Genomic DNA, 17,853 nt, shown 5'->3' with positions numbered 1-17,853 from the left:
CAAATGCCAAGCCGCGAGCCTGTCGACTCTGCATCGGTTAGATCGCGGCCCTTTCAATACGAACTTGCGAGCTGATGCCCACGTTGCCTACAATTCGCCGTAAGAATGCAGCCCCGAAAGGAACATGTTGACGCCCAGGAAGGCAAAGCTGGTAATAAGCAAACCGGCAAGCGCCCAATAAGCGGCCATCGTACCCCGTAGCCCCTTCATCAACCGCATATGCAGCCATGCTGCATAGTTCAGCCATACGATAAGCGCCCAGGTTTCTTTGGGATCCCATTGCCAATATGTACCCCAGGCATCGGCCGCCCATAGCGCGCCCAGAATAGTGGCAACAGTGAAAAAGGCAAAGCCCACCGAAATGGCTCGATACATGATGTCATCGAGGATTTCCAGCGAAGGCAATTTCTGGGCAATCGGGCCGCGAAACACCAGAATAGTTCCTACGACGAGTGCGCCGATGCCGAAATAGAGCATCCACGTGACCGACAGTTCGCGCGAGCTGAACATCATGGGTTCGGCGCAAAGAACGGCACCCAACACAAAGACGGGCACCAGCTTTCCCCATGTGCGTGTCTGGCCATGTTCTTTGATGAGATAGGCGAAGCCCACCATGGCGGCCAGCGAAAAAGTGCCATAGCCGATGAAATTGGCGGGCACATGCAGTTTCATCCACCAGCTTTTCAATGCCGGAACCAGTGGTTGGATCTGGAACGCATCACGAGTGAAGGTATACCAGAGAAGAAACACCACCGCCGAGGTGATGACCAGCAATACGAAGCCGCCCAGCGCCCGAGTCGCGTAACGGCGCTCGTAATACAGATAGAACAATGCCGTGATCAAGGCAAACAGTACGAACACCTCATACAGATTGCTGACCGGAATGTGTCCGATATCGGGTCCCAACAAATGACCCTCGCGCCACCGCACCAGCAGTCCGGTTACACCGGCGTACACGGCGCCCCAGGTAAGGGCAGTGCCTACCCACGCGGCGGTCGTACTGAAAATACCGATCCAGTAGCAAATGGTGGCCAGCACAAAAAGCGCGCACATCCACAAGACGGCGGACTGTGACGAAAACAGATACTGGAGAAAAAAGACAGTCTCGGCCCGCGTGATATCGCCATTCGCCAGCCCATTGCCATCGCTATACAGCCAGATCGCAAACAAGGCGCTCAGTCCGCTGGTCAGCATGATCGTACGCAAGGGACGCCATAGCCACGCCATCCAACTGAACCACACCACCGCCCCGGCAAGGATCAGCTTTTCATAGTAGTCCATGCTCCCGCTGTATGCGCCTAGGACATACACAGCGCCTGCCGCCAGCAGCAGGAAGAAGGCGATATCGGTCCAGTCGGGCTTGCCGCGGCTTCCTCGGGAATCCCCGCTGGCTGTCATGGACTCTTGCCACATTGGCATATCGGATTTGATGATGGACTCGGACATAAAGAAAACCTCGTTACGTAGAGAGGCGTTTGAAGGCCTCTTTAAAACGATCGAACTCGTGATTGAAGTCAAGAGTGCGACGCTGTGATGTCATTGCCGCCAACAGGTCGCTGCCCTGCCCCGCAGGCCGGATCCATACCCATATTCTTCGATCACGGATATAGAACATGGAAAAAATGCCAATGAGCAGGAACAGGCATCCCAGATAAACGGTATTCTTGCCAGGACTGCGGGCGACCTGGAAAACACTGGCCTCGATTTGTTCGAAGCCCTTCAAAGCCATGAATACCGGTGCCGGATAGTCGGGAAGATTCGCCAGGGCCAATAAAGACATCTGCAACCATTTGTCGGCTTCCTCGCCCGCCGCACCGGTACGATCGAGAAGGGGCTTGCCAGTCTGGGCTCGCACGATGTCGTGCAGTTCCAGCAGCGAAAGCTGGATCATGGGAACTGCGAATCCAAGGACTTTCTCACGGTCCTGCTCAGGCACTTTCTCGATAATGCCATTGAATCCCGCTTTGGAAAAGGTCTCCAGCGCCCCAACGGCTGCTTTCTGTAACAAGGGCTGCTGCATTTCCTGGCTTGCATTCTTCTGCGCGAAACGCTGGGCCGCCTGGCTTACCAAGGCCGGATCCGCGAGTGCCGCGCGAAGTTCCATGAACTCGTCCATGGTCCCCTGGGAATCGGCCGGAATCCGGATATACCGATAGGGTTGTGACGCCGTTTCGCGCACGCCCGCCAGGAACACAAGACTTCCGTCAAGCACGAGCGGAAGCATGTAGTTCGTGTACTCGTGTGCCTGCCCGTCACTACCGACGATGCGGTATTGGACGCTGGGACCGACGTTCTTCATGTTCTCGTTCTTGGCTCCGGCCGCGCTACCGGTGACCGATGCCACGTGATCCATCATTTCCTTGGGCTGGGGCGGCACGTCGCCGGAAAGATTCTCGACGTTGATCACCCGTAGCCCGGAAAAATCGATGGTCAGCGGAACCTGCTGACCGGAGTCTTGAATGGCAATTTCAGTAGACTTGCCCACAACCCCATTGATGTCGAAAGACTGGTTGTGCGCGCCGACCAGGGGATACCCCACCAACTGCAGCTTGCTACCCCCATCGTCAAAACTCGACTGGTACACCGTTACGCCTTTGAAGCGCAATGGTTCGTTGACTTCGATGGTCTGGCTGAACGACTTGCCGGTTTGCGGATCGGTGACCTCGACTTCGCTCTTGAAGCTGCTGGGCATTCCGGTGGAGTAGTAATCGACAAGAAACTTGTTGAGCTTCAAGGTAAAGGGCAACGGTTGCACCAGCACACCTTCGTCGACGCTGACAACACCGCTACTGCTTTGTGAACCTTCGGGAATTAACAGGTTGGCACGAAAACTGGGATTGCCGGCGGACAAGCGCCCGGAATCGGGCACCTGCGAAATAAGCATGTTTTCTGTAATCGGCACTTTGCCGCCCAGCCACACCTGCAAACGGACGGGAAGTTCGCTATCGAGCAGTCCACCGATGCATATCACCACAATTGCCGTGTGGGCGAAGATGTATCCAAGCCGATTTGCGCTGCCTTTCTTGGCCGCGAGCATCACGCTGTCGCCATCCTCGCGCAACTTGAATTTATAGCCTTCCGATCTCAGCCATTGCTGAAGCGCTGACAGGCTTTCGGACGGGCTGGCCGCGCTGGTGGTTTCGACCCGATGATGGAACGACCGAAGGCTGCTGCCACGAACATATTCGCGGAACGACCGGGCATCGCGCAACATCTTGGGCGAATTGCGCAACACACAGATGGACGTCGAAACCACCAGGAACGTCATGATCAACAGAAACCACCAGCTATTGTAAATATGCCAGACGGAAAATTTGTCGAAAACGGAAAACCAGAAAGGGCCGAACTTATCGATGTAGCTGTTGGCCGCCTGATTTTGCTGGAGTACTGTGCCAATCAGACTCGCCACGCAAATGAACATCAGCAAGCTGACGGCAAAACGCATCGAGCCCAGCATTTCGAAAACGTCTGCGCCAGTTCGGCGCGTGGAAACAGAGGATTTCACAAGGCAAGCTTCAAAAAAAAGGGGACGGCAAAGTAGCCTTCCCCTATTCTAGACCTATCGTTGCGGTATACGTTCCCGCAAGATCATGTCAAATTAACGCAGGCCCGCCGCGTAGTCGGCCACCGCCGCGATGTCGGCGTCGGACATGCGGTCGCTGATATCGTACATGGGCGCGCTATTGGCTCGGTCGCCGCTGCGGAACAATTTGAGCTGTTCAGCAATATAGGCAGGGTGCTGACCGGCAAGTCGGGGGTAAGCACCCGGTACGCCGGCGCCGTTCGGCGAGTGACAGCCGGCACAGGCTGGTACCTTGCGGTCAGGCAAGCCGCCACGCCAGATACGCTGTCCGCGTTCCATGGTGGCTTCGTTGCTTGCCGTTGCCGCCGTCTTGGGGTCGATAGCCTGCTGGGCCAGATAATACGAAATATTCTGGATGTCTTCAGGCGTCAGTGCCGCTGCGAATGGCGTCATGATGGACGGGGCGCCATTGGGGCCTCGGCGCGCCGCGGGCGCCTTTCCGTCTACGGACTTGAAGTCTCGCAGTTGCTTGGCCAGGTATTCGTGCGGCATGGCAGCAAGATTCGGATTGACCGGGATCGTGCTGTTGCCGGCAGCGCCATGGCAACTGGCACAGGCCAGTATTCCACGGGCGGCATCGCCATTGGCAAAGAGCTGTTCGCCTTTGGCGGCATCGGGCTTGGCAACCGCTATATCGGCTGCATAAGCAATGGAAACTGCGGAAGATCCCAGCAGCAGGCTGCTGGCAACTACCATACTGGAAAGCACACGCTTCATGAAGACCTCGACGATCGCTATTCGATCCGGGTGTCGTAAACACCACGATGACAATGCCAATTCCGTTGAAGGGCTACCCTAACGAAGATGACGCAACTGTTTCAAACGTGCGATTATACAATAGCGTTTAAATTAAACCGTACTAGGTACTTCCTGTGTCCATTCTGCATCGCGCTTCTTTTACCGTTTCGGCGGCCCGCCTCGACCAGCTCCCGCCTCCCACCACGGCCGAAGTTTGTTTTGTGGGCCGCTCCAATTGTGGCAAGTCATCCGCCATCAACGTCCTGACCAATCAACGCCGCCTGGCTTTTTCCAGCAAAACGCCTGGGCGCACCCGCCTGATCAACTTGTTCGGCATTCCAGACCCGATGGAACCTGGGGCTCACCTGGGTTTCCTGGTCGATTTGCCGGGTTATGGCTACGCCTCAGTGGCACGCGAAGCACGCGAAGAGTGGGCCGACGTCCTCGGCGGCTATCTGCGCGAGCGTTCCTCCCTGGCCGGCATTGTCTTGCTTATCGACATCCGGCGCGGGGTAACGGAACTCGATCGCCGGCTGGCCAACTGGATAGCGCCCACACGCATCCCGGTTCTCGCCTTGTTGACCAAGGCAGACAAATTTCCCTACGGGCAGCGGATCAAGGCCGTGGCCGCCGTCAAAAAGGAGCTGGCCGATATTGGTGCGCTGAACGCCATGCCATTTTCCGCCACCAAGCGTATCGGCCTTGATACCGCCGCGGCACAAATCGAGAACTGGATTTCTCCAAAGGTTGTTCCATGACTTCGTTTATTCTTTCCGCCGACTTTCCCGCCTCCCGTCCGCGCCGCAACCGCCGCGATGAATTCTCACGTCGTCTTGTGCGCGAGAATATCCTGACCGCGCACGACCTGATCTATCCGGTTTTCGTCATGGAGGGCCAAGGCATACACGAAGCGGTCCCTTCCATGCCCGGCGTAGTGCGCTACTCGCCGGACACCTTGCTAAAGGTGGCCGAAGAATGCGTCGCGCTTGGGATACCGGTCATTGCACTGTTTCCGGTCATCGACGCCAACCTGAAAACGCCGGACGGCATCGAGGCCGCCAATCCCGACGGCCTGATTCCGCGCGTCGTGGCGCAGCTGAAAAAGAATTTCCCTGAGCTTGGTGTACTGACCGATGTAGCGCTGGATCCTTACACCAGCCACGGCCAGGACGGCGTGCTGGATGAAAACGGTTATGTGTTAAACGAGCCCACCGTGCAGATATTGATGCGCCAGGCGCTCGTGCAGGCTCATGCCGGCGTCGATATCGTCGCACCCAGCGACATGATGGACGGGCGTATCGGCTCCATACGCCAGGCTCTGGAAGCCGAGCAGCATATCTATACACGCATCATGGCCTACTCCGCCAAGTACGCCAGCGCCTTCTACGGGCCTTTCCGCGATGCCGTCGGTTCGGCCACGAATCTGGGCAAATCCAACAAGTTCACGTATCAAATGGACCCGGCCAATCGCAACGAGGCGCTGCGCGAAGTGGCCGCCGACATCCGGGAAGGCGCCGATATGGTGATGGTCAAGCCGGGCATGCCGTACCTGGATATTCTGCGTGACGTGAAGAACGCTTTCGGAATGCCGACGTATGCCTACCAGGTGAGTGGCGAGTACGCCATGATCAAGGCAGCGGCGGCGAACGGCTGGCTCGATCACGACAAGGTGATGATGGAATCGCTGCTGGCGTTCAAGCGGGCTGGGGGCGATGGTGTATTGACGTATTTCGCGATCGCCGCGGCGAAGTTGCTGAAGGAACAGGCGTAGCAATTTATTTGCATGCGGTTTACTCGCATTCGTTTCGCTAAGCAGACTACCGAAGCTTGGTTATATGCGCGGCCCATACGGCAATTTGCTTGCGCATTCCACGCTGGCTTAGTTTGCGCGCCGTTAAGTTCTACATGCCGTTGTTGGAAATTACGCGCCAATGCAAATTACACGCGATTGTAATGCTACACATTACACGCCGTGGTGGCGGTGATGAGGGTGTGGGCTCCTCGTGCCCCTATTCGGCGCCCTGGGCGCCGAACCAGCATGGCCTGGCTCGTCCGTCCCCTTCGGGACTACCTTCGCCTACGTCCTGCTGGAGGGTCCCGAAAGTCGCCAACACCCTCATCACCGCCACCACGGCTGCATTGTATAAGTTGTTAAGGTCGCTAGGGCGATCTGTGTGCTGGGCATTCTTGCGTACGCCTTCACAAGTTCAGAAAATCTCGCGCGCTCGTCCTGCGCGGCCCGCCTGCCGGGCCGCTTGAACGTGTGAACATGTATTGCCAATGGGCATTCGGCACGAATCTGCTCGTTGACAGCGATAAAAGCTGTGGCAACAGTATTCAAGGCTATATATCGTTTACCCGAAACGGATCTCGGCATCCCAAGCTTCCATTTAACAGCGGGGCAGGGCCTCATAGGACCTGACGCGCGGAGCAAGAATGGCTATCTACACGCCCCCAAGCACCCGCTCCAACACCCCGCCAAAATCGCGCGCATTCTTGAATCCAACCACCCGCACCTCATTCAACTCGTTACCCTGGTCATCGAAAAAAATGATTCCCGGCGGTCCGAACAGCTTGAACCGTTTCAACAACTCACGGTCTTCGACGGAATTCTTGGTGACGTCAGCCTGCACCAGCAACAATTGCGACATCTGCGCCGCCACGGACGGATCGCTGAAGGTGAACCGCTCCATTTCTATGCACGACACGCACCAATCCGCGTAGAAGTCCAGCATGACCGGTCGGCTGGTATTGGCGAGCAAATTGTCCAGCTCTGCCACCGAGGTCACCCGCGTGAACTCCGGGCGGGTGGCCGCTACGGCGCCTGAACCTTGGGACGATGCAGTGAGCGGAGCCAGTGGCCTTAGAACATCGCGTGCCCCTGCCATTACGCCCACCACCAAGATGACCGCCCACAGCGCCAGCATCAGGCCCAATGCGCGGTTGGCCAAACGCGCCACGCCTGTCCCTGCGGGCACGGCATTAAAGGCCCCCAGCATGACGGCGCTCCATAACGCCAGGAACGCCCAGCCCAGCATCATCAGCCACGCAGGCAGTATCGGGTTGACCATCCACCACGCTGTGGCAAGCAGCAGAACGCCGAAGAGGCGTTTGATGCCATTCATCCATGGTCCCGATTTCGGCAACAATGCGCCCGATGACGCCCCCACTGCCAGCAGCAGCAAGCCCTCGCCCCAGGCCATCGCAAACAATGCCGTTCCACCCAGCACCAGATCTCCTGTTTGGGAAATGAACAACAATACGCCCGCCAGCGGTGCGGCCACGCAAGGTCCGACGATGAGCGCAGACAGCATGCCCATGGCGAACACTCCACCGTAGCGACCTCCCGGGATCCGGGCCAGGCGTGCATTCAACGCTGTCTGCATTCCCGTGGGCGCCTGCAGCGTGAATACATCGAACATCGCCAAGGCGAGTACGGCCAACAACACCGCAAATAACGCCAGGACCCAAGGCGTCTGCAACCAGACGGCAAGGCTGGCGCCGATCAGCCCTGCGGCCACACCCAATGCCGTATAGACCAGGGACATGCCCAGCACGAACACCGCGGCCAGCGACAATCCACGCCAACGTGAGATCCTATTGCCTTTTCCAGCATCGCCCGCCACGATGGCCAGCAGGATAGGCACCATGGGCAAGACGCAAGGCGTGAAAGACAGCAGCAGACCCAGCAACAGGCACAGAGCGATCACCTGCAACCAGCCTGCCTGGGACAGGTAGGCGGCAAACCCCGTATCGCCAAGACTCAAGGCGCTACCCAGGCTTGCTTCGCCGACGGTGCCCGCGATTTGCGTTGATGCGATGGCGCCTTTGGTCTGGACCAGCTGCGGCTTTGCGGCAGGCACGCTGGCGGCCACACCGGGCCCCTCCGCGCGATACCCCGTCTCTATCGGTGTCAGCGTAATTTCCCGCGTCATGGGCGGATAGCACAGGCCGGCATCGGCACAGCCCTGGCTGGTGATGGCGAGGCGCATGGGCTGGCTCGCGCCGGTGGCAAGCGGCAGTGTGACCGTTACCTGATCGTGATAAACCTCCAGGTCTTTCTCGAAGGTTGGATCATAGGTCACTGTTCCGGCGGGATAGACAGCCTCGCCCAGTACGCTGGGAGAAGAATCGGGGGTGAGCGCGAACTCGAACCGTTCGCGATACTTGTAGTACTTCGGCGCTATTGAAAAATGCACGTCCAGTTGGGTGGGCGTGGTCATCGCCGCGGAAAACACAAATGCCTTTTCCGGATCCAGGAATTCCTGCTCAGCGCGAGCAGAGCCGAAAGGCAGTAACGCCAGCACAAGCATCACTGCCGCAAGCAAGGTCCAGACGGTTCGGTGCATTGCGGCGGGCAACGCGCGGGGGTTCGGTGAAGGTACAACCGGCTGCCTGGTGTCAGGCGGAGCTTGCTTTACTGAGTTGGCCAGCGCCAAAGACGACATCTGTACTTCCTCTTGGACGCCTTGCGTCCTTTTTGTTCAAATCCGGGACCGGTTTAGTGCCGTCTGGGTTCGACACCAGTCGAGGTAGCTCGCGGAGCCACCTGAAACGCCCATGACGAGCACCTCGGGAACCTCGTAAGGGTGTAGCTCGGCCAGCCGGGCCACAAGCTCTGGTGCCCGTGTAACCGTCGTTTTTATCGTGAGCGGAATTTCTTCGGTGCCTTCCAGCACCCCTTCCCACATATACATGGACAACATGGCGGCCCCAAGGTTCACGCAGGCGGCGAGATGTTCTTCGACCAGCACATGCGCAATACGTTTGGCCAGCAACATGTCAGGCGCATTGCTGAGCAGGACCACTATGTCGTCAGCCTGCTCGAGCCTGGCGCGACCGTTGACGGCAGCAGATGCCGCGGCGCCGCCGGTATGATCGGACGGAATGAAGGTGCTCATGAAGGACAGCTCCGGTTCATTGGCAATGGTTCATTCTCCCATAAAAAACGGGCCCGAAAGCCCGTTTGAACGCCTGCGAAGACACGCGCTTATTCAGCGTCGGTTTCTTCGATTTCTGGACGGTCTACCAATTCCATAAATGCCATCGGAGCGTTGTCGCCCTGACGGAAACCCATTTTCAGGACGCGGGTGTAGCCGCCGTTACGTTCTTTGTAGCGGGGACCGATTTCTGCAAACAGCTTGACCACGGCATCGCGGTCGCGCAGGCGGGCAAATGCCAGGCGCTTGTTAGCCAGCGTAGGCTCTTTGCCCAGCGTGATCAGTGGTTCGACGACGCGACGCAATTCCTTGGCTTTCGGCAAGGTGGTCTTGATGGCTTCGTGAGTGAGCAACGAAACGGCCATATTGCGGAACATAGCCAAACGGTGACTGCTGGTGCGATTTAATTTACGCAATCCACTACGGTGACGCATGATAATTTCCTTTGAATCTGTTTTAACGGATTATTCCGTTGGTTATCCGGCTCTTCTATCAGCAATGCTGCGGGCCGGGTGCGGGCAGGACTTTACCATAGTTATGGCTAGGTCCTGCCACTGTCGGATGACTTCAGGGGTACTTAAGGGCGTTCCAGGCCGACTGGCGGCCAGTTTTCCAGCTTCATGCCCAGCGTCAAGCCACGTGCAGCAAGGACTTCCTTGATTTCATTCAAAGACTTGCGGCCCAGATTAGGCGTCTTGAGCAGTTCGTTTTCCGTGCGCTGGATCAGATCGCCGATGTAGTAAATATTTTCGGCTTTCAGGCAGTTTGCAGAGCGAACGGTGAGTTCCAGATCGTCGACCGGGCGCAGCAGCACTGGATCGATCTGTGGAGCATTGCCGCGGGCCTGAGGGCTGTCGGCGTAATCGCCGGCGCCTTCCAGGGCAGCAAATACCGAGATCTGGTCCATAAGAACGCGTGCCGACTGACGTACAGCTTCTTCCGGCGACACAACGCCGTTGGTCTGGATATCGAGCACCAACTTGTCCAGGTCGGTGCGCTGTTCAACACGGGCGCTCTCAACCGAATAGCTGACACGGCGCACGGGGCTGTACGATGCGTCAAGCACGATACGGCCAATGGTGTGGGTGCGGTCGTCGACCAAGGCGCGTACGTTGCCCGGCACGTAGCCACGGCCCTGCTCTACCTTGATCTGCATTTCCAGCTTCCCGGCTTCGGTAAGCGTGGCAATGACGTGATCAGGATTGATGATTTCGACGTCGTGCGGCAGCTCGATATCGCTGGCCAACACGATGCCCTGACCCTGTTTGCGCAGAACCAGCGTGACTTCTTCGCGATTATGCAGCTTGAATACGACGCCTTTCAGGTTCAACAAGATGTCGACGACGTCTTCACGTACGCCGGCGATGGTGGAGTATTCGTGCACGACACCGGTCATCTGAACTTCGGTAGGCGCATAGCCTGCCATGGACGACAGCAGTATGCGACGCAAGGCGTTACCCAGCGTGTGCCCGTAGCCGCGCTCGAACGGTTCCATCACGATTTTGGCGTGATTCTTTCCGACAGGCACGACTTCAATAGAACGGGGTTTGAGAAAACCTAATGACGACATGTATGTTCCTTTTCAATACCCTCGGCTCGTTACACCGATAAGGCTGATGGACTGGCTGGAATGATTCCTGCGGCATCGCAAAGCCCACTTACCAGCGAACTGGAAAAGTGGGCTTACAACACTGCAAATTGCTGCCTTGTTGCTTGTATCAATTAGCGCGAGTACAACTCGACAACCATCGATTCGTTGACGTCGCGGGCAACATCAGCGCGATCAGGAACCTGTTTGAAGGTACCTGTCAGCTTGCCGGTGTCGACTTCGACCCACTGCGGCAGGCCTTGGCCTGTTGCGAGGTCTAGCGATTCACGAATACGCAGCTGGGCTTTCGCCTTTTCGCGGATCGAGATAACGTCGCCGGCCTTGACCAACATCGAAGCGATGTCGGCAGTGTGGCCATTGATTTCAACGGAGCGGTGATTCACCAACTGACGCGCTTCAGCACGCGTCGAGCCGAAGCCCATGCGATAGACGACGTTGTCCAGACGCGATTCCAGCAGTTGAATCAGGGTCTCGCCAGTGTTGCCACGGCGACGCTCAGCTTCAAAGAAATACTTGCGGAATTGCTTTTCCAACACACCGTACATGCGCTTGAGCTTTTGCTTTTCGCGCAACTGCAAACCGTAGTCAGACGTACGAGCGCCCGAAGTACGGCCATGCTGACCAGGCTTGGACTCGAGTTTGCACTTCGAGTCGAGCGAGCGGCGCGAGCTCTTCAAAAATAGATCTGTACCCTCGCGACGCGAGAGTTTGCATTTAGGTCCAATATAACGTGCCAAGATGCTTCCCCTTAGATGCGACGACGCTTGGGCGGACGGCAGCCGTTATGAGGCACCGGCGTGATGTCTGAAATGCTGGAAATTTTGATTCCCAGCGCATTCAGTGCACGCACCGATGATTCACGGCCAGGACCGGGGCCCTTGATGCGAACTTCAAGTGTTTTGATACCATATTCCAACGCGACGCGCCCAGCCGATTCCGCGGCAACCTGCGCTGCGAACGGTGTGGACTTGCGCGAGCCTTTAAAGCCCGCACCACCGGATGTCGCCCAGGACAAGGCATTGCCTTGGCGGTCGGTAATGGTGATGATCGTGTTGTTGAAGGACGCATGGACGTGCGCAATGCCGTCCGATACGCTCTTCTTGATTTTCTTGCGTGCGCGCGATGCGCCGCTGTTGGAAGCTTTCGCCATCTTCTATTCCTCGATTATTTCTTCAGGGAAGCAGCAGCGCGACGCGGACCTTTACGGGTGCGTGCGTTGGTACGGGTGCGTTGACCACGTACAGGCAAGCCACGCTTGTGGCGCATGCCCCGGTAGGTTCCCAGATCGATCAGACGTTTGATCGACAATTGTACTTCGCGACGCAAATCACCTTCAACCGTGAACACACCGACGTGTTCGCGGATACGTTCGAGTTCGGCGTCTGTCAGATCTTTCACTTTCTTGGAGAGCTCAATACCGGATGCCTCGCAGATTTTGCGAGCACGGGTACGACCAATACCAAAAATAGCGGTAAGTCCGATTTCGGCGTGTTGATGCGGCGGAATGTTGATGCCAGCAATACGGGCCATGACTGTTCCTTGTTAAATCCGTTGCGTGTCGGCCATTAGCCTTGACGCTGCTTATGACGTGGTTCGGTGCAAATTACACGCACCACGCCGTGACGTTTAATGATCTTGCAGTTGCGGCAGATCCGTTTTACCGATGCCATTACTTTCATGGTTGACTCCTAGTTTCCTGTAACCGGCCGCTTATTTAGAGCGGAATACAATTCTGGCACGCGACAGGTCATAGGGCGTGAGCTCCACTGTAACCTTGTCACCCGGCAGAATCCGGATGTAATGCATACGCATCTTGCCCGATATGTGGCCCAATACTATGTGGCCATTTTCCAGCTTGACGCGAAAAGTTGCGTTGGGAAGGTTCTCGAGAACCTCTCCTTGCATTTGAATGACGTCGTCTTTTGCCATTTCTTTTTTACCGCATTGGCAATCCCGCACCCTTGAAGTTGGCCTTCTTGAGCAACGAGTCGTATTGATGGGACATCATGTAAGCCTGAGCTTGTGCCATGAAGTCCATGGTCACCACCACGATAATCAACAAAGAAGTGCCACCAAAATAAAACGGTACATTCCAGCGAGCCTGCATGAGTTCCGGCAACAAACACACCAGAGTTATGTAGAGAGCGCCCATCAGGGTCAATCGCATCAGTATCTTGTCGATATAACGCGACGTCTGGTCCCCTGGCCGGATGCCTGGAACAAACGCACCGCTTTTCTTCAGGTTATCTGCAGTTTCACGACTATTGAAAACCAAGGCCGTATAAAAGAAGCAGAAGAAAATAATTGCAGCAGAATACAGCGTAATGTAGAGCGGTTGACCGGGCGACAGTACCGCCGCGAGATCGCCCAACCAACGCATATTCGGATTGCTGGAGAACCAGCTGGTAACGGTTGCGGGAAGCAGGATGATCGATGAGGCGAAAATGGGGGGAATGACGCCCGACATGTTCAGCTTCAGCGGCAAGTGCGAACTTTGACCGCCATAGATCTTGTTGCCGACCTGTCGCTTCGCATAGTTCACCGTGATGCGGCGCTGGCCTCGTTCGACGAACACCACGAAATACGTGACGGCAACAACCAGCACAAGAATGAACAAAGCCGACAAGACCGACATGGCGTCAGTACGAACCAGATCCAGCATTCCTGCCAAGGCGCTAGGCAAGCCTGCGACAATACCGGCGAAAATCAGTATGGAAATACCATTGCCCATACCACGCTCGGTGATTTGTTCACCCAACCACATAACGAACATCGTGCCGGTAACCAGTGTGACTACCGTCGTAAAGCGGAACATCATGCCGACATCGATTACCAGCCCGGGCTGCGATTCGAGGGCGACCGAGATACCAACAGCTTGAATCAGCGCCAGGAACACCGTGCCGTAGCGGGTGTACTGGGTGATCTTGCGTCGGCCCGATTCGCCTTCTTTCTTGATCGCTTCGAGGGTAGGCACCACGACCGCCATCAATTGCATAATGATGGACGCGGAGATATAGGGCATGATACCCAGTGCGAACACGGAGAACCGCGACAGCGCGCCGCCCGAGAACATGTTGAACAAACCCAGGATACCGTCCTGGTTTTGCTGGAACAGTTCGGCCAGCGCGTCGGGATTGATGCCCGGCACGGGTATGTGCGTTCCCAACCGATAGACCACCAGGGCGAGTATCAGGAAAACGATACGGCGCTTTAGATCGCTGTACCGGGAACCCGATTTACTCTGTGCCTGAGCTTTAGCCACCGTTACCCCTTAAGCCAGCGAGCCGCCGGCAGCTTCGATCGCGCTGCGAGCACCGGCCGTTGCGCTGATTCCGCTAAGGACAACCTTGCGCGACAGTTCGCCGGACTTGATGACCTTCACGTAACGCACGGCCTGGCCGATGACGCCTGCCTGCTTGAGAACCTGCACGTCAACTTGGTCGACAGGCAGGCGCTCGAGGTCGGACAAACGCACTTCGGCGGACAGATGTTGGTTCATCGCAGTAAAGCCACGTTTCGGCAGACGGCGTTGCAAAGGCATTTGACCGCCTTCAAAACCGACTTTGTGGAAACCGCCAGTACGCGATTTTTGACCCTTGTGGCCACGACCAGCGGTTTTACCGAAGCCGGAGCCGATACCGCGACCAACACGTCGGCGAGCGGGGTGGCTGCCTGCGGCTGGTTTCAGCGTATTTAATTGAGTTTCTGACATCTCGATTCCTTTCAGGCTTCCGAGACGGTAACGAGGTAATCCACTTTCCGGATCATCCCACGCACCTCGGGCGTATCGACCAATACGCGGCTGCTATTCATGCGACCCAGGCCCAGACCGCGAACTGTCGCGCGATGGGATTCCTTGGTGCCGATAACAGAACGTACGAGAGTTACTTTAATTTGCTTTTGTGCCATGACTTACCCCAGAATATCTTCTACCGACTTGCCGCGTTTTGCAGCGATGTCAGCAGGAGTCGAGCAGGCACGCAAGCCATTAAGCGTTGCGCGGACCATGTTGTAAGGATTGCTGGAGCCGAGGCTCTTTGCGACCACATTACGCACGCCCATTACGTCGAATACAGCGCGCATAGGACCGCCCGCGATAACGCCAGTACCTTCAGGTGCTGGTGAAATCATGACTGTAGCGGCGCCATGCTTGCCAAATACCGTGTGATGCAAGGTACCGTTTTTCAGGTTGACCTTAAGCAGTCCGCGGCGGGCCTGTTCCATTGCTTTTTGAACGGCGACGGGCACTTCACGAGCTTTACCTTTGCCCATTCCAATGCGGCCATCGCCATCACCTACCACGGTCAATGCGGCAAAGCTCATGGTGCGACCACCCTTGACCACTTTGCTGACGCGATTGACCGCGATCATTTTTTCACGCAAGCCGTCGTCGCTTTCTTTCTCTGCGGCGTGCTTACCTTGTGCTTTAGCCATTTGATAATTCCTTGCTTAGAATTTCAAGCCGGCTTCACGCGCGGCGTCGGCCAACGCTTTCACGCGGCCATGATAACGAAAGCCCGAACGATCAAAGGCAACCAGCTCTATACCAGCGGCTTTTGCTTTTTCGGCTACGCGCTTACCGACCAGACCAGCGGCGGCAACGTTGCCACCGTTGGCGCTTTTGCCGGCGAGTTCTTTGCGTACTTCCGGCTCGAGCGTGGAAGCGCTAACGAGCACACGATCGCCTTCCGGCGAAATGATGTTCGCGTATATGTGCAGGTTCGAGCGGAAAATAGAGAGGCGATGAACTCGCAGCTCGCTGATTTTCCGGCGGGTCGCCACTGCACGACGCAAACGGGAGATTCTCTTGTCCATAATTCGTCCTTGCCTGCGCGCTTATTTCTTCTTGGTTTCTTTGATGATGACGCGCTCATCAGCGTAACGCACGCCCTTGCCCTTGTAGGGTTCGGGTTCGCGGTAAGCGCGGATTTCAGCGGCCACCTGACCAACAACCTGTTTGTCCGAACCCTTGACGACGATCTCGGTCTGGGTAGGACATTCGATCTTGATGCCTTCGGGCATGGGATGCAGGATGTCGTGGGAATAACCAAGTTGCAACTTCAGCGCGTCGCCCTGGACCTGGGCACGAAAGCCCACGCCGACCAGAGTGAGTTTACGCTCGAAGCCCTTGCTGACACCAGTTACCATGTTGGCAACCAGTGCGCGCAACGTACCCGACATGGCCTTGGCCTCGCGGGAATCGTTGGCTACAGCAAACGTCAGCTGATCGCCATCTTGAACGACGTTAACGTCGCCCTTCAGGGCTTGCTTCAAGGTGCCCAATGGACCCTTGACAACAATTTGATCTGCACTGATGGTGGCTTCTACGCCTTGGGGTACGGGGACCGGGTATTTTGCAATGCGTGACATATGATTCTCCTTATGCCACGTAGCAAAGTACTTCGCCGCCCACGCCATTGGCGCGAGCTTTGCGATCGGTCATGACACCGCGCGGAGTCGACACGATAGCGACGCCCAGGCCATTCATCACTTGAGGAATGGATTTGCTGTTTTTATATATACGCAGCCCAGGACGCGAAACGCGGTCGATACGCTCGATGACCGGACGGCCAGCGTAGTATTTAAGTGTGATTTCCAGAACCGGCTTGGCTTTTTCGCCGCCGATCTGGTAACTGTCGATATAGCCTTCGTCTTTCAGCACGGCAGCAATAGCTACCTTCAGCTTCGAGGAGGGCATGCTAACCGACGTTTTATTGACTTGTTGCGCGTTACGCACGCGGGTCAACATGTCGGCGATGGGATCGCTCATGCTCATTTATATTTCTCCTACCAGCTGGCTTTGGTCATGCCCGGCACTTCGCCACGCAACGTCATTTCACGCAGCTTGTGGCGAGTTAAACCGAACTTGCTATAAACGCCACGCGCACGACCCGTGACAACGCAACGGTTACGTTGGCGCGTCGGGTTGGAATTGCGCGGCAGTTGTTGCAGTTTCAAACGGGCCTGGTAGCGCTCTTCGTCAGTCTTGGACTGATCGTCGATGATCGCCTTCAGTGCAGCACGTTTGGGTGCAAATTTTTCTGCCAGCTTGGCGCGTTTGATATCGCGATTGATGAGTGAAAGTTTTGCCACGTTCGCCCCTTAATTGCGAAACGGGAAGCTGAAGGCTGTAAGCAGTGCCTTGGCTTCTTCGTCGGTCTTGGCTGTCGTGGTGATGCTGATGTTCATCCCACGTACGGCGTCGATCTTGTCGTATTCGATTTCAGGGAAAATGAGTTGCTCTTTCACCCCGATGTTGTAGTTGCCACGTCCGTCGAACGCACGACCCGAAATACCACGGAAGTCACGAACGCGCGGCAAAGCCACGGCCACCAGACGGTCCAGGAATTCGTACATGCGGCGGCCACGCAATGTGACCATGCAACCGATGGGGTAGTCTTCACGGATCTTGAAACCGGCAATAGCCTTTTTCGTTTTCGTGACAACAGGCTTTTGTCCTGCAATTTTCGTCAAGTCAGAGACGGCGTGCTCAATAACCTTCTTGTCGGACACCGCTTCGGACACACCCATGTTCAGGGTGATCTTGGTGATGCGCGGCACTTGCATTGCGCTTTCGTAGCCGAATTGGGCTTGAAGGTCTGCGGCGACCTTGCTGCGGTAAAACTCTTGTAAACGTGCCATGTTCTTCGCCCCTTAAGCCTTGGCGCCAACGACGGCGCCGCTGGAACGGAATACACGGACCTTGCTGCCATCGACTTCTTTGATCCCAACGCGATCGGCCTTGCCGGACTCGGGATTGAAGAGTGCCACATTCGAGATGTGGATGGGCATGGTCTTGTCGATAATGCCACCTTGCGAGCCGGCCATAGGATTGGCCTTCACGTGTTTCTTGACGACATTGATGCCTTCGACCAATACATGGTCGGCGTCTACACGTTGCAACACGGTGCCACGGCGTTTTTTGTCGCGACCAGTCAACACAATGACTTCGTCGCCTTTACGGATTTTTTGCATGGTTCGCT

At 56.5% G+C, this 17,853-nt stretch carries 24 protein-coding genes; 2 read left to right on the top strand and 22 right to left on the bottom strand.

What is annotated here, in order from left to right; all coding sequences use genetic code 11:
- Positions 1 to 87: 87 nt before the first annotated feature.
- The 3 genes from ccsB to CR155_RS01770 all read right to left on the bottom strand — a co-directional run bounded on the left by ccsB (position 88) and on the right by CR155_RS01770 (position 4,300).
- Complete coding sequence (gene ccsB / locus CR155_RS01780; protein ID WP_199171646.1) at positions 88 to 1,446, bottom strand: c-type cytochrome biogenesis protein CcsB; 1,359 nt, start codon at positions 1,444 to 1,446, stop codon at positions 88 to 90.
- Between the two features lie 13 nt (positions 1,447 to 1,459).
- Positions 1,460 to 3,445 (bottom strand): cytochrome c biogenesis protein ResB, encoded by a 1,986-nt coding sequence (locus CR155_RS01775; RefSeq protein ID WP_102068409.1) that lies wholly within the window; start codon positions 3,443 to 3,445, stop codon positions 1,460 to 1,462.
- 153 nt (positions 3,446 to 3,598) lie between these two features.
- Entirely contained in the window at positions 3,599 to 4,300 is a 702-nt protein-coding gene (locus CR155_RS01770; RefSeq protein ID WP_199171645.1) for a c-type cytochrome, read from the bottom strand.
- 155 nt (positions 4,301 to 4,455) lie between these two features.
- Between CR155_RS01770 and yihA the strand changes: the two genes are divergently transcribed.
- Together yihA and hemB are read left to right on the top strand one after the other, a co-directional pair.
- Positions 4,456 to 5,079: a ribosome biogenesis GTP-binding protein YihA/YsxC gene (gene yihA, locus CR155_RS01765; protein ID WP_102068275.1), complete on the top strand. Its 624-nt coding sequence runs from the start codon at positions 4,456 to 4,458 to the stop codon at positions 5,077 to 5,079.
- On the top strand, positions 5,076 to 6,092 hold the full coding sequence (gene hemB / locus CR155_RS01760) for a porphobilinogen synthase (RefSeq protein ID WP_102068274.1): 1,017 nt from the start codon (positions 5,076 to 5,078) through the stop codon (positions 6,090 to 6,092). Before yihA ends, hemB begins: the two co-directional genes overlap by 4 nt.
- Positions 6,093 to 6,765: 673 nt before the next feature.
- On the opposite strand, the gene dsbD is transcribed toward hemB, so the two are convergent.
- The 19 genes from dsbD to rplX all read right to left on the bottom strand — a co-directional run bounded on the left by dsbD (position 6,766) and on the right by rplX (position 17,845).
- Complete coding sequence (gene dsbD / locus CR155_RS01750) at positions 6,766 to 8,670, bottom strand: protein-disulfide reductase DsbD (protein ID WP_233213847.1); 1,905 nt, start codon at positions 8,668 to 8,670, stop codon at positions 6,766 to 6,768.
- A 135-nt stretch (positions 8,671 to 8,805) separates the two neighbouring features.
- The gene (gene cutA / locus CR155_RS01745) at positions 8,806 to 9,222 is read right to left on the bottom strand and encodes a divalent-cation tolerance protein CutA (RefSeq protein ID WP_102068272.1); all 417 of its coding nucleotides are present in this window, start codon (positions 9,220 to 9,222) and stop codon (positions 8,806 to 8,808) included.
- An 89-nt stretch (positions 9,223 to 9,311) separates the two neighbouring features.
- Positions 9,312 to 9,695, bottom strand: coding sequence for a 50S ribosomal protein L17 (gene rplQ / locus CR155_RS01740; RefSeq protein WP_102068271.1), 384 nt, complete (start codon positions 9,693 to 9,695; stop codon positions 9,312 to 9,314).
- Positions 9,696 to 9,838: 143 nt separating this feature from the next.
- A complete protein-coding gene (locus tag CR155_RS01735; protein ID WP_102068270.1) occupies positions 9,839 to 10,831 on the bottom strand; it encodes a DNA-directed RNA polymerase subunit alpha in 993 nt (330 codons plus the stop codon).
- Positions 10,832 to 10,983: 152 nt separating this feature from the next.
- A complete protein-coding gene (rpsD, locus tag CR155_RS01730; RefSeq protein ID WP_102068269.1) occupies positions 10,984 to 11,607 on the bottom strand; it encodes a 30S ribosomal protein S4 in 624 nt (207 codons plus the stop codon).
- An 11-nt stretch (positions 11,608 to 11,618) separates the two neighbouring features.
- The gene (rpsK, locus tag CR155_RS01725) at positions 11,619 to 12,020 is read right to left on the bottom strand and encodes a 30S ribosomal protein S11 (RefSeq protein WP_102068268.1); all 402 of its coding nucleotides are present in this window, start codon (positions 12,018 to 12,020) and stop codon (positions 11,619 to 11,621) included.
- A gap of 14 nt (positions 12,021 to 12,034) precedes the next feature.
- A complete protein-coding gene (rpsM, locus tag CR155_RS01720) occupies positions 12,035 to 12,400 on the bottom strand; it encodes a 30S ribosomal protein S13 (protein WP_073104496.1) in 366 nt (121 codons plus the stop codon).
- Between the two features lie 35 nt (positions 12,401 to 12,435).
- A complete protein-coding gene (gene rpmJ, locus CR155_RS01715; RefSeq protein WP_073104498.1) occupies positions 12,436 to 12,549 on the bottom strand; it encodes a 50S ribosomal protein L36 in 114 nt (37 codons plus the stop codon).
- A 31-nt stretch (positions 12,550 to 12,580) separates the two neighbouring features.
- A complete protein-coding gene (gene infA, locus CR155_RS01710; RefSeq protein WP_073104500.1) occupies positions 12,581 to 12,799 on the bottom strand; it encodes a translation initiation factor IF-1 in 219 nt (72 codons plus the stop codon).
- Positions 12,800 to 12,806: 7 nt separating this feature from the next.
- Positions 12,807 to 14,132, bottom strand: a complete 1,326-nt coding sequence (gene secY, locus CR155_RS01705) for a preprotein translocase subunit SecY (protein WP_102068267.1) — start codon at positions 14,130 to 14,132, stop codon at positions 12,807 to 12,809.
- A 9-nt stretch (positions 14,133 to 14,141) separates the two neighbouring features.
- Positions 14,142 to 14,582, bottom strand: coding sequence for a 50S ribosomal protein L15 (gene rplO, locus CR155_RS01700; protein ID WP_102068266.1), 441 nt, complete (start codon positions 14,580 to 14,582; stop codon positions 14,142 to 14,144).
- Positions 14,583 to 14,593: 11 nt separating this feature from the next.
- Positions 14,594 to 14,779 (bottom strand): 50S ribosomal protein L30, encoded by a 186-nt coding sequence (rpmD, locus tag CR155_RS01695; RefSeq protein WP_102068265.1) that lies wholly within the window; start codon positions 14,777 to 14,779, stop codon positions 14,594 to 14,596.
- Positions 14,780 to 14,782: 3 nt separating this feature from the next.
- Complete coding sequence (gene rpsE, locus CR155_RS01690) at positions 14,783 to 15,304, bottom strand: 30S ribosomal protein S5 (protein ID WP_102068264.1); 522 nt, start codon at positions 15,302 to 15,304, stop codon at positions 14,783 to 14,785.
- 15 nt (positions 15,305 to 15,319) lie between these two features.
- Positions 15,320 to 15,685 (bottom strand): 50S ribosomal protein L18, encoded by a 366-nt coding sequence (gene rplR / locus CR155_RS01685; RefSeq protein ID WP_102068263.1) that lies wholly within the window; start codon positions 15,683 to 15,685, stop codon positions 15,320 to 15,322.
- Positions 15,686 to 15,706: 21 nt separating this feature from the next.
- Positions 15,707 to 16,240, bottom strand: a complete 534-nt coding sequence (gene rplF, locus CR155_RS01680) for a 50S ribosomal protein L6 (protein ID WP_102068262.1) — start codon at positions 16,238 to 16,240, stop codon at positions 15,707 to 15,709.
- Between the two features lie 10 nt (positions 16,241 to 16,250).
- Positions 16,251 to 16,646, bottom strand: coding sequence for a 30S ribosomal protein S8 (rpsH, locus tag CR155_RS01675; protein ID WP_102068261.1), 396 nt, complete (start codon positions 16,644 to 16,646; stop codon positions 16,251 to 16,253).
- A gap of 11 nt (positions 16,647 to 16,657) precedes the next feature.
- The gene (gene rpsN, locus CR155_RS01670) at positions 16,658 to 16,963 is read right to left on the bottom strand and encodes a 30S ribosomal protein S14 (RefSeq protein WP_102068260.1); all 306 of its coding nucleotides are present in this window, start codon (positions 16,961 to 16,963) and stop codon (positions 16,658 to 16,660) included.
- 9 nt (positions 16,964 to 16,972) lie between these two features.
- Positions 16,973 to 17,512, bottom strand: coding sequence for a 50S ribosomal protein L5 (rplE, locus tag CR155_RS01665; RefSeq protein WP_102068259.1), 540 nt, complete (start codon positions 17,510 to 17,512; stop codon positions 16,973 to 16,975).
- A gap of 12 nt (positions 17,513 to 17,524) precedes the next feature.
- Positions 17,525 to 17,845 (bottom strand): 50S ribosomal protein L24, encoded by a 321-nt coding sequence (rplX, locus tag CR155_RS01660; protein WP_102068258.1) that lies wholly within the window; start codon positions 17,843 to 17,845, stop codon positions 17,525 to 17,527.
- Between the last annotated feature and the right edge of the window lie 8 nt (positions 17,846 to 17,853).

Origin of the sequence: Pollutimonas nitritireducens (assembly GCF_002849615.1) — a bacterium.
GTDB classification, from domain to species: domain Bacteria; phylum Pseudomonadota; class Gammaproteobacteria; order Burkholderiales; family Burkholderiaceae_B; genus Pollutimonas; species Pollutimonas nitritireducens.
Note: the sequence above shows the minus strand (reverse complement) of the source record. Positions and strands in the feature narration are given on the sequence as shown.

What these genes read in the sequence shown, in the direction of transcription:
- ccsB (WP_199171646.1), bottom strand. Translation starts at nt 1,446, where the DNA reads ATGTCCGAGTCCATCATCAAATCCGATATGCCAATGTGGCAAGAGTCC.
- CR155_RS01775 (WP_102068409.1), bottom strand. Translation starts at nt 3,445, where the DNA reads ATGCGTTTTGCCGTCAGCTTGCTGATGTTCATTTGCGTGGCGAGTCTG.
- CR155_RS01770 (WP_199171645.1), bottom strand. Translation starts at nt 4,300, where the DNA reads ATGAAGCGTGTGCTTTCCAGTATGGTAGTTGCCAGCAGCCTGCTGCTG.
- hemB (WP_102068274.1), top strand. Translation starts at nt 5,076, where the DNA reads ATGACTTCGTTTATTCTTTCCGCCGACTTTCCCGCCTCCCGTCCGCGC.
- dsbD (WP_233213847.1), bottom strand. Translation starts at nt 8,670, where the DNA reads ATGCACCGAACCGTCTGGACCTTGCTTGCGGCAGTGATGCTTGTGCTG.
- cutA (WP_102068272.1), bottom strand. Translation starts at nt 9,222, where the DNA reads ATGAGCACCTTCATTCCGTCCGATCATACCGGCGGCGCCGCGGCATCT.
- rplQ (WP_102068271.1), bottom strand. Translation starts at nt 9,695, where the DNA reads ATGCGTCACCGTAGTGGATTGCGTAAATTAAATCGCACCAGCAGTCAC.
- CR155_RS01735 (WP_102068270.1), bottom strand. Translation starts at nt 10,831, where the DNA reads ATGTCGTCATTAGGTTTTCTCAAACCCCGTTCTATTGAAGTCGTGCCT.
- rpsK (WP_102068268.1), bottom strand. Translation starts at nt 12,020, where the DNA reads ATGGCGAAAGCTTCCAACAGCGGCGCATCGCGCGCACGCAAGAAAATC.
- rpsM (WP_073104496.1), bottom strand. Translation starts at nt 12,400, where the DNA reads ATGGCCCGTATTGCTGGCATCAACATTCCGCCGCATCAACACGCCGAA.
- rpmJ (WP_073104498.1), bottom strand. Translation starts at nt 12,549, where the DNA reads ATGAAAGTAATGGCATCGGTAAAACGGATCTGCCGCAACTGCAAGATC.
- infA (WP_073104500.1), bottom strand. Translation starts at nt 12,799, where the DNA reads ATGGCAAAAGACGACGTCATTCAAATGCAAGGAGAGGTTCTCGAGAAC.
- rplO (WP_102068266.1), bottom strand. Translation starts at nt 14,582, where the DNA reads ATGTCAGAAACTCAATTAAATACGCTGAAACCAGCCGCAGGCAGCCAC.
- rpmD (WP_102068265.1), bottom strand. Translation starts at nt 14,779, where the DNA reads ATGGCACAAAAGCAAATTAAAGTAACTCTCGTACGTTCTGTTATCGGC.
- rpsE (WP_102068264.1), bottom strand. Translation starts at nt 15,304, where the DNA reads ATGGCTAAAGCACAAGGTAAGCACGCCGCAGAGAAAGAAAGCGACGAC.
- rplR (WP_102068263.1), bottom strand. Translation starts at nt 15,685, where the DNA reads ATGGACAAGAGAATCTCCCGTTTGCGTCGTGCAGTGGCGACCCGCCGG.
- rplF (WP_102068262.1), bottom strand. Translation starts at nt 16,240, where the DNA reads ATGTCACGCATTGCAAAATACCCGGTCCCCGTACCCCAAGGCGTAGAA.
- rpsH (WP_102068261.1), bottom strand. Translation starts at nt 16,646, where the DNA reads ATGAGCATGAGCGATCCCATCGCCGACATGTTGACCCGCGTGCGTAAC.
- rplE (WP_102068259.1), bottom strand. Translation starts at nt 17,512, where the DNA reads ATGGCACGTTTACAAGAGTTTTACCGCAGCAAGGTCGCCGCAGACCTT.
- rplX (WP_102068258.1), bottom strand. Translation starts at nt 17,845, where the DNA reads ATGCAAAAAATCCGTAAAGGCGACGAAGTCATTGTGTTGACTGGTCGC.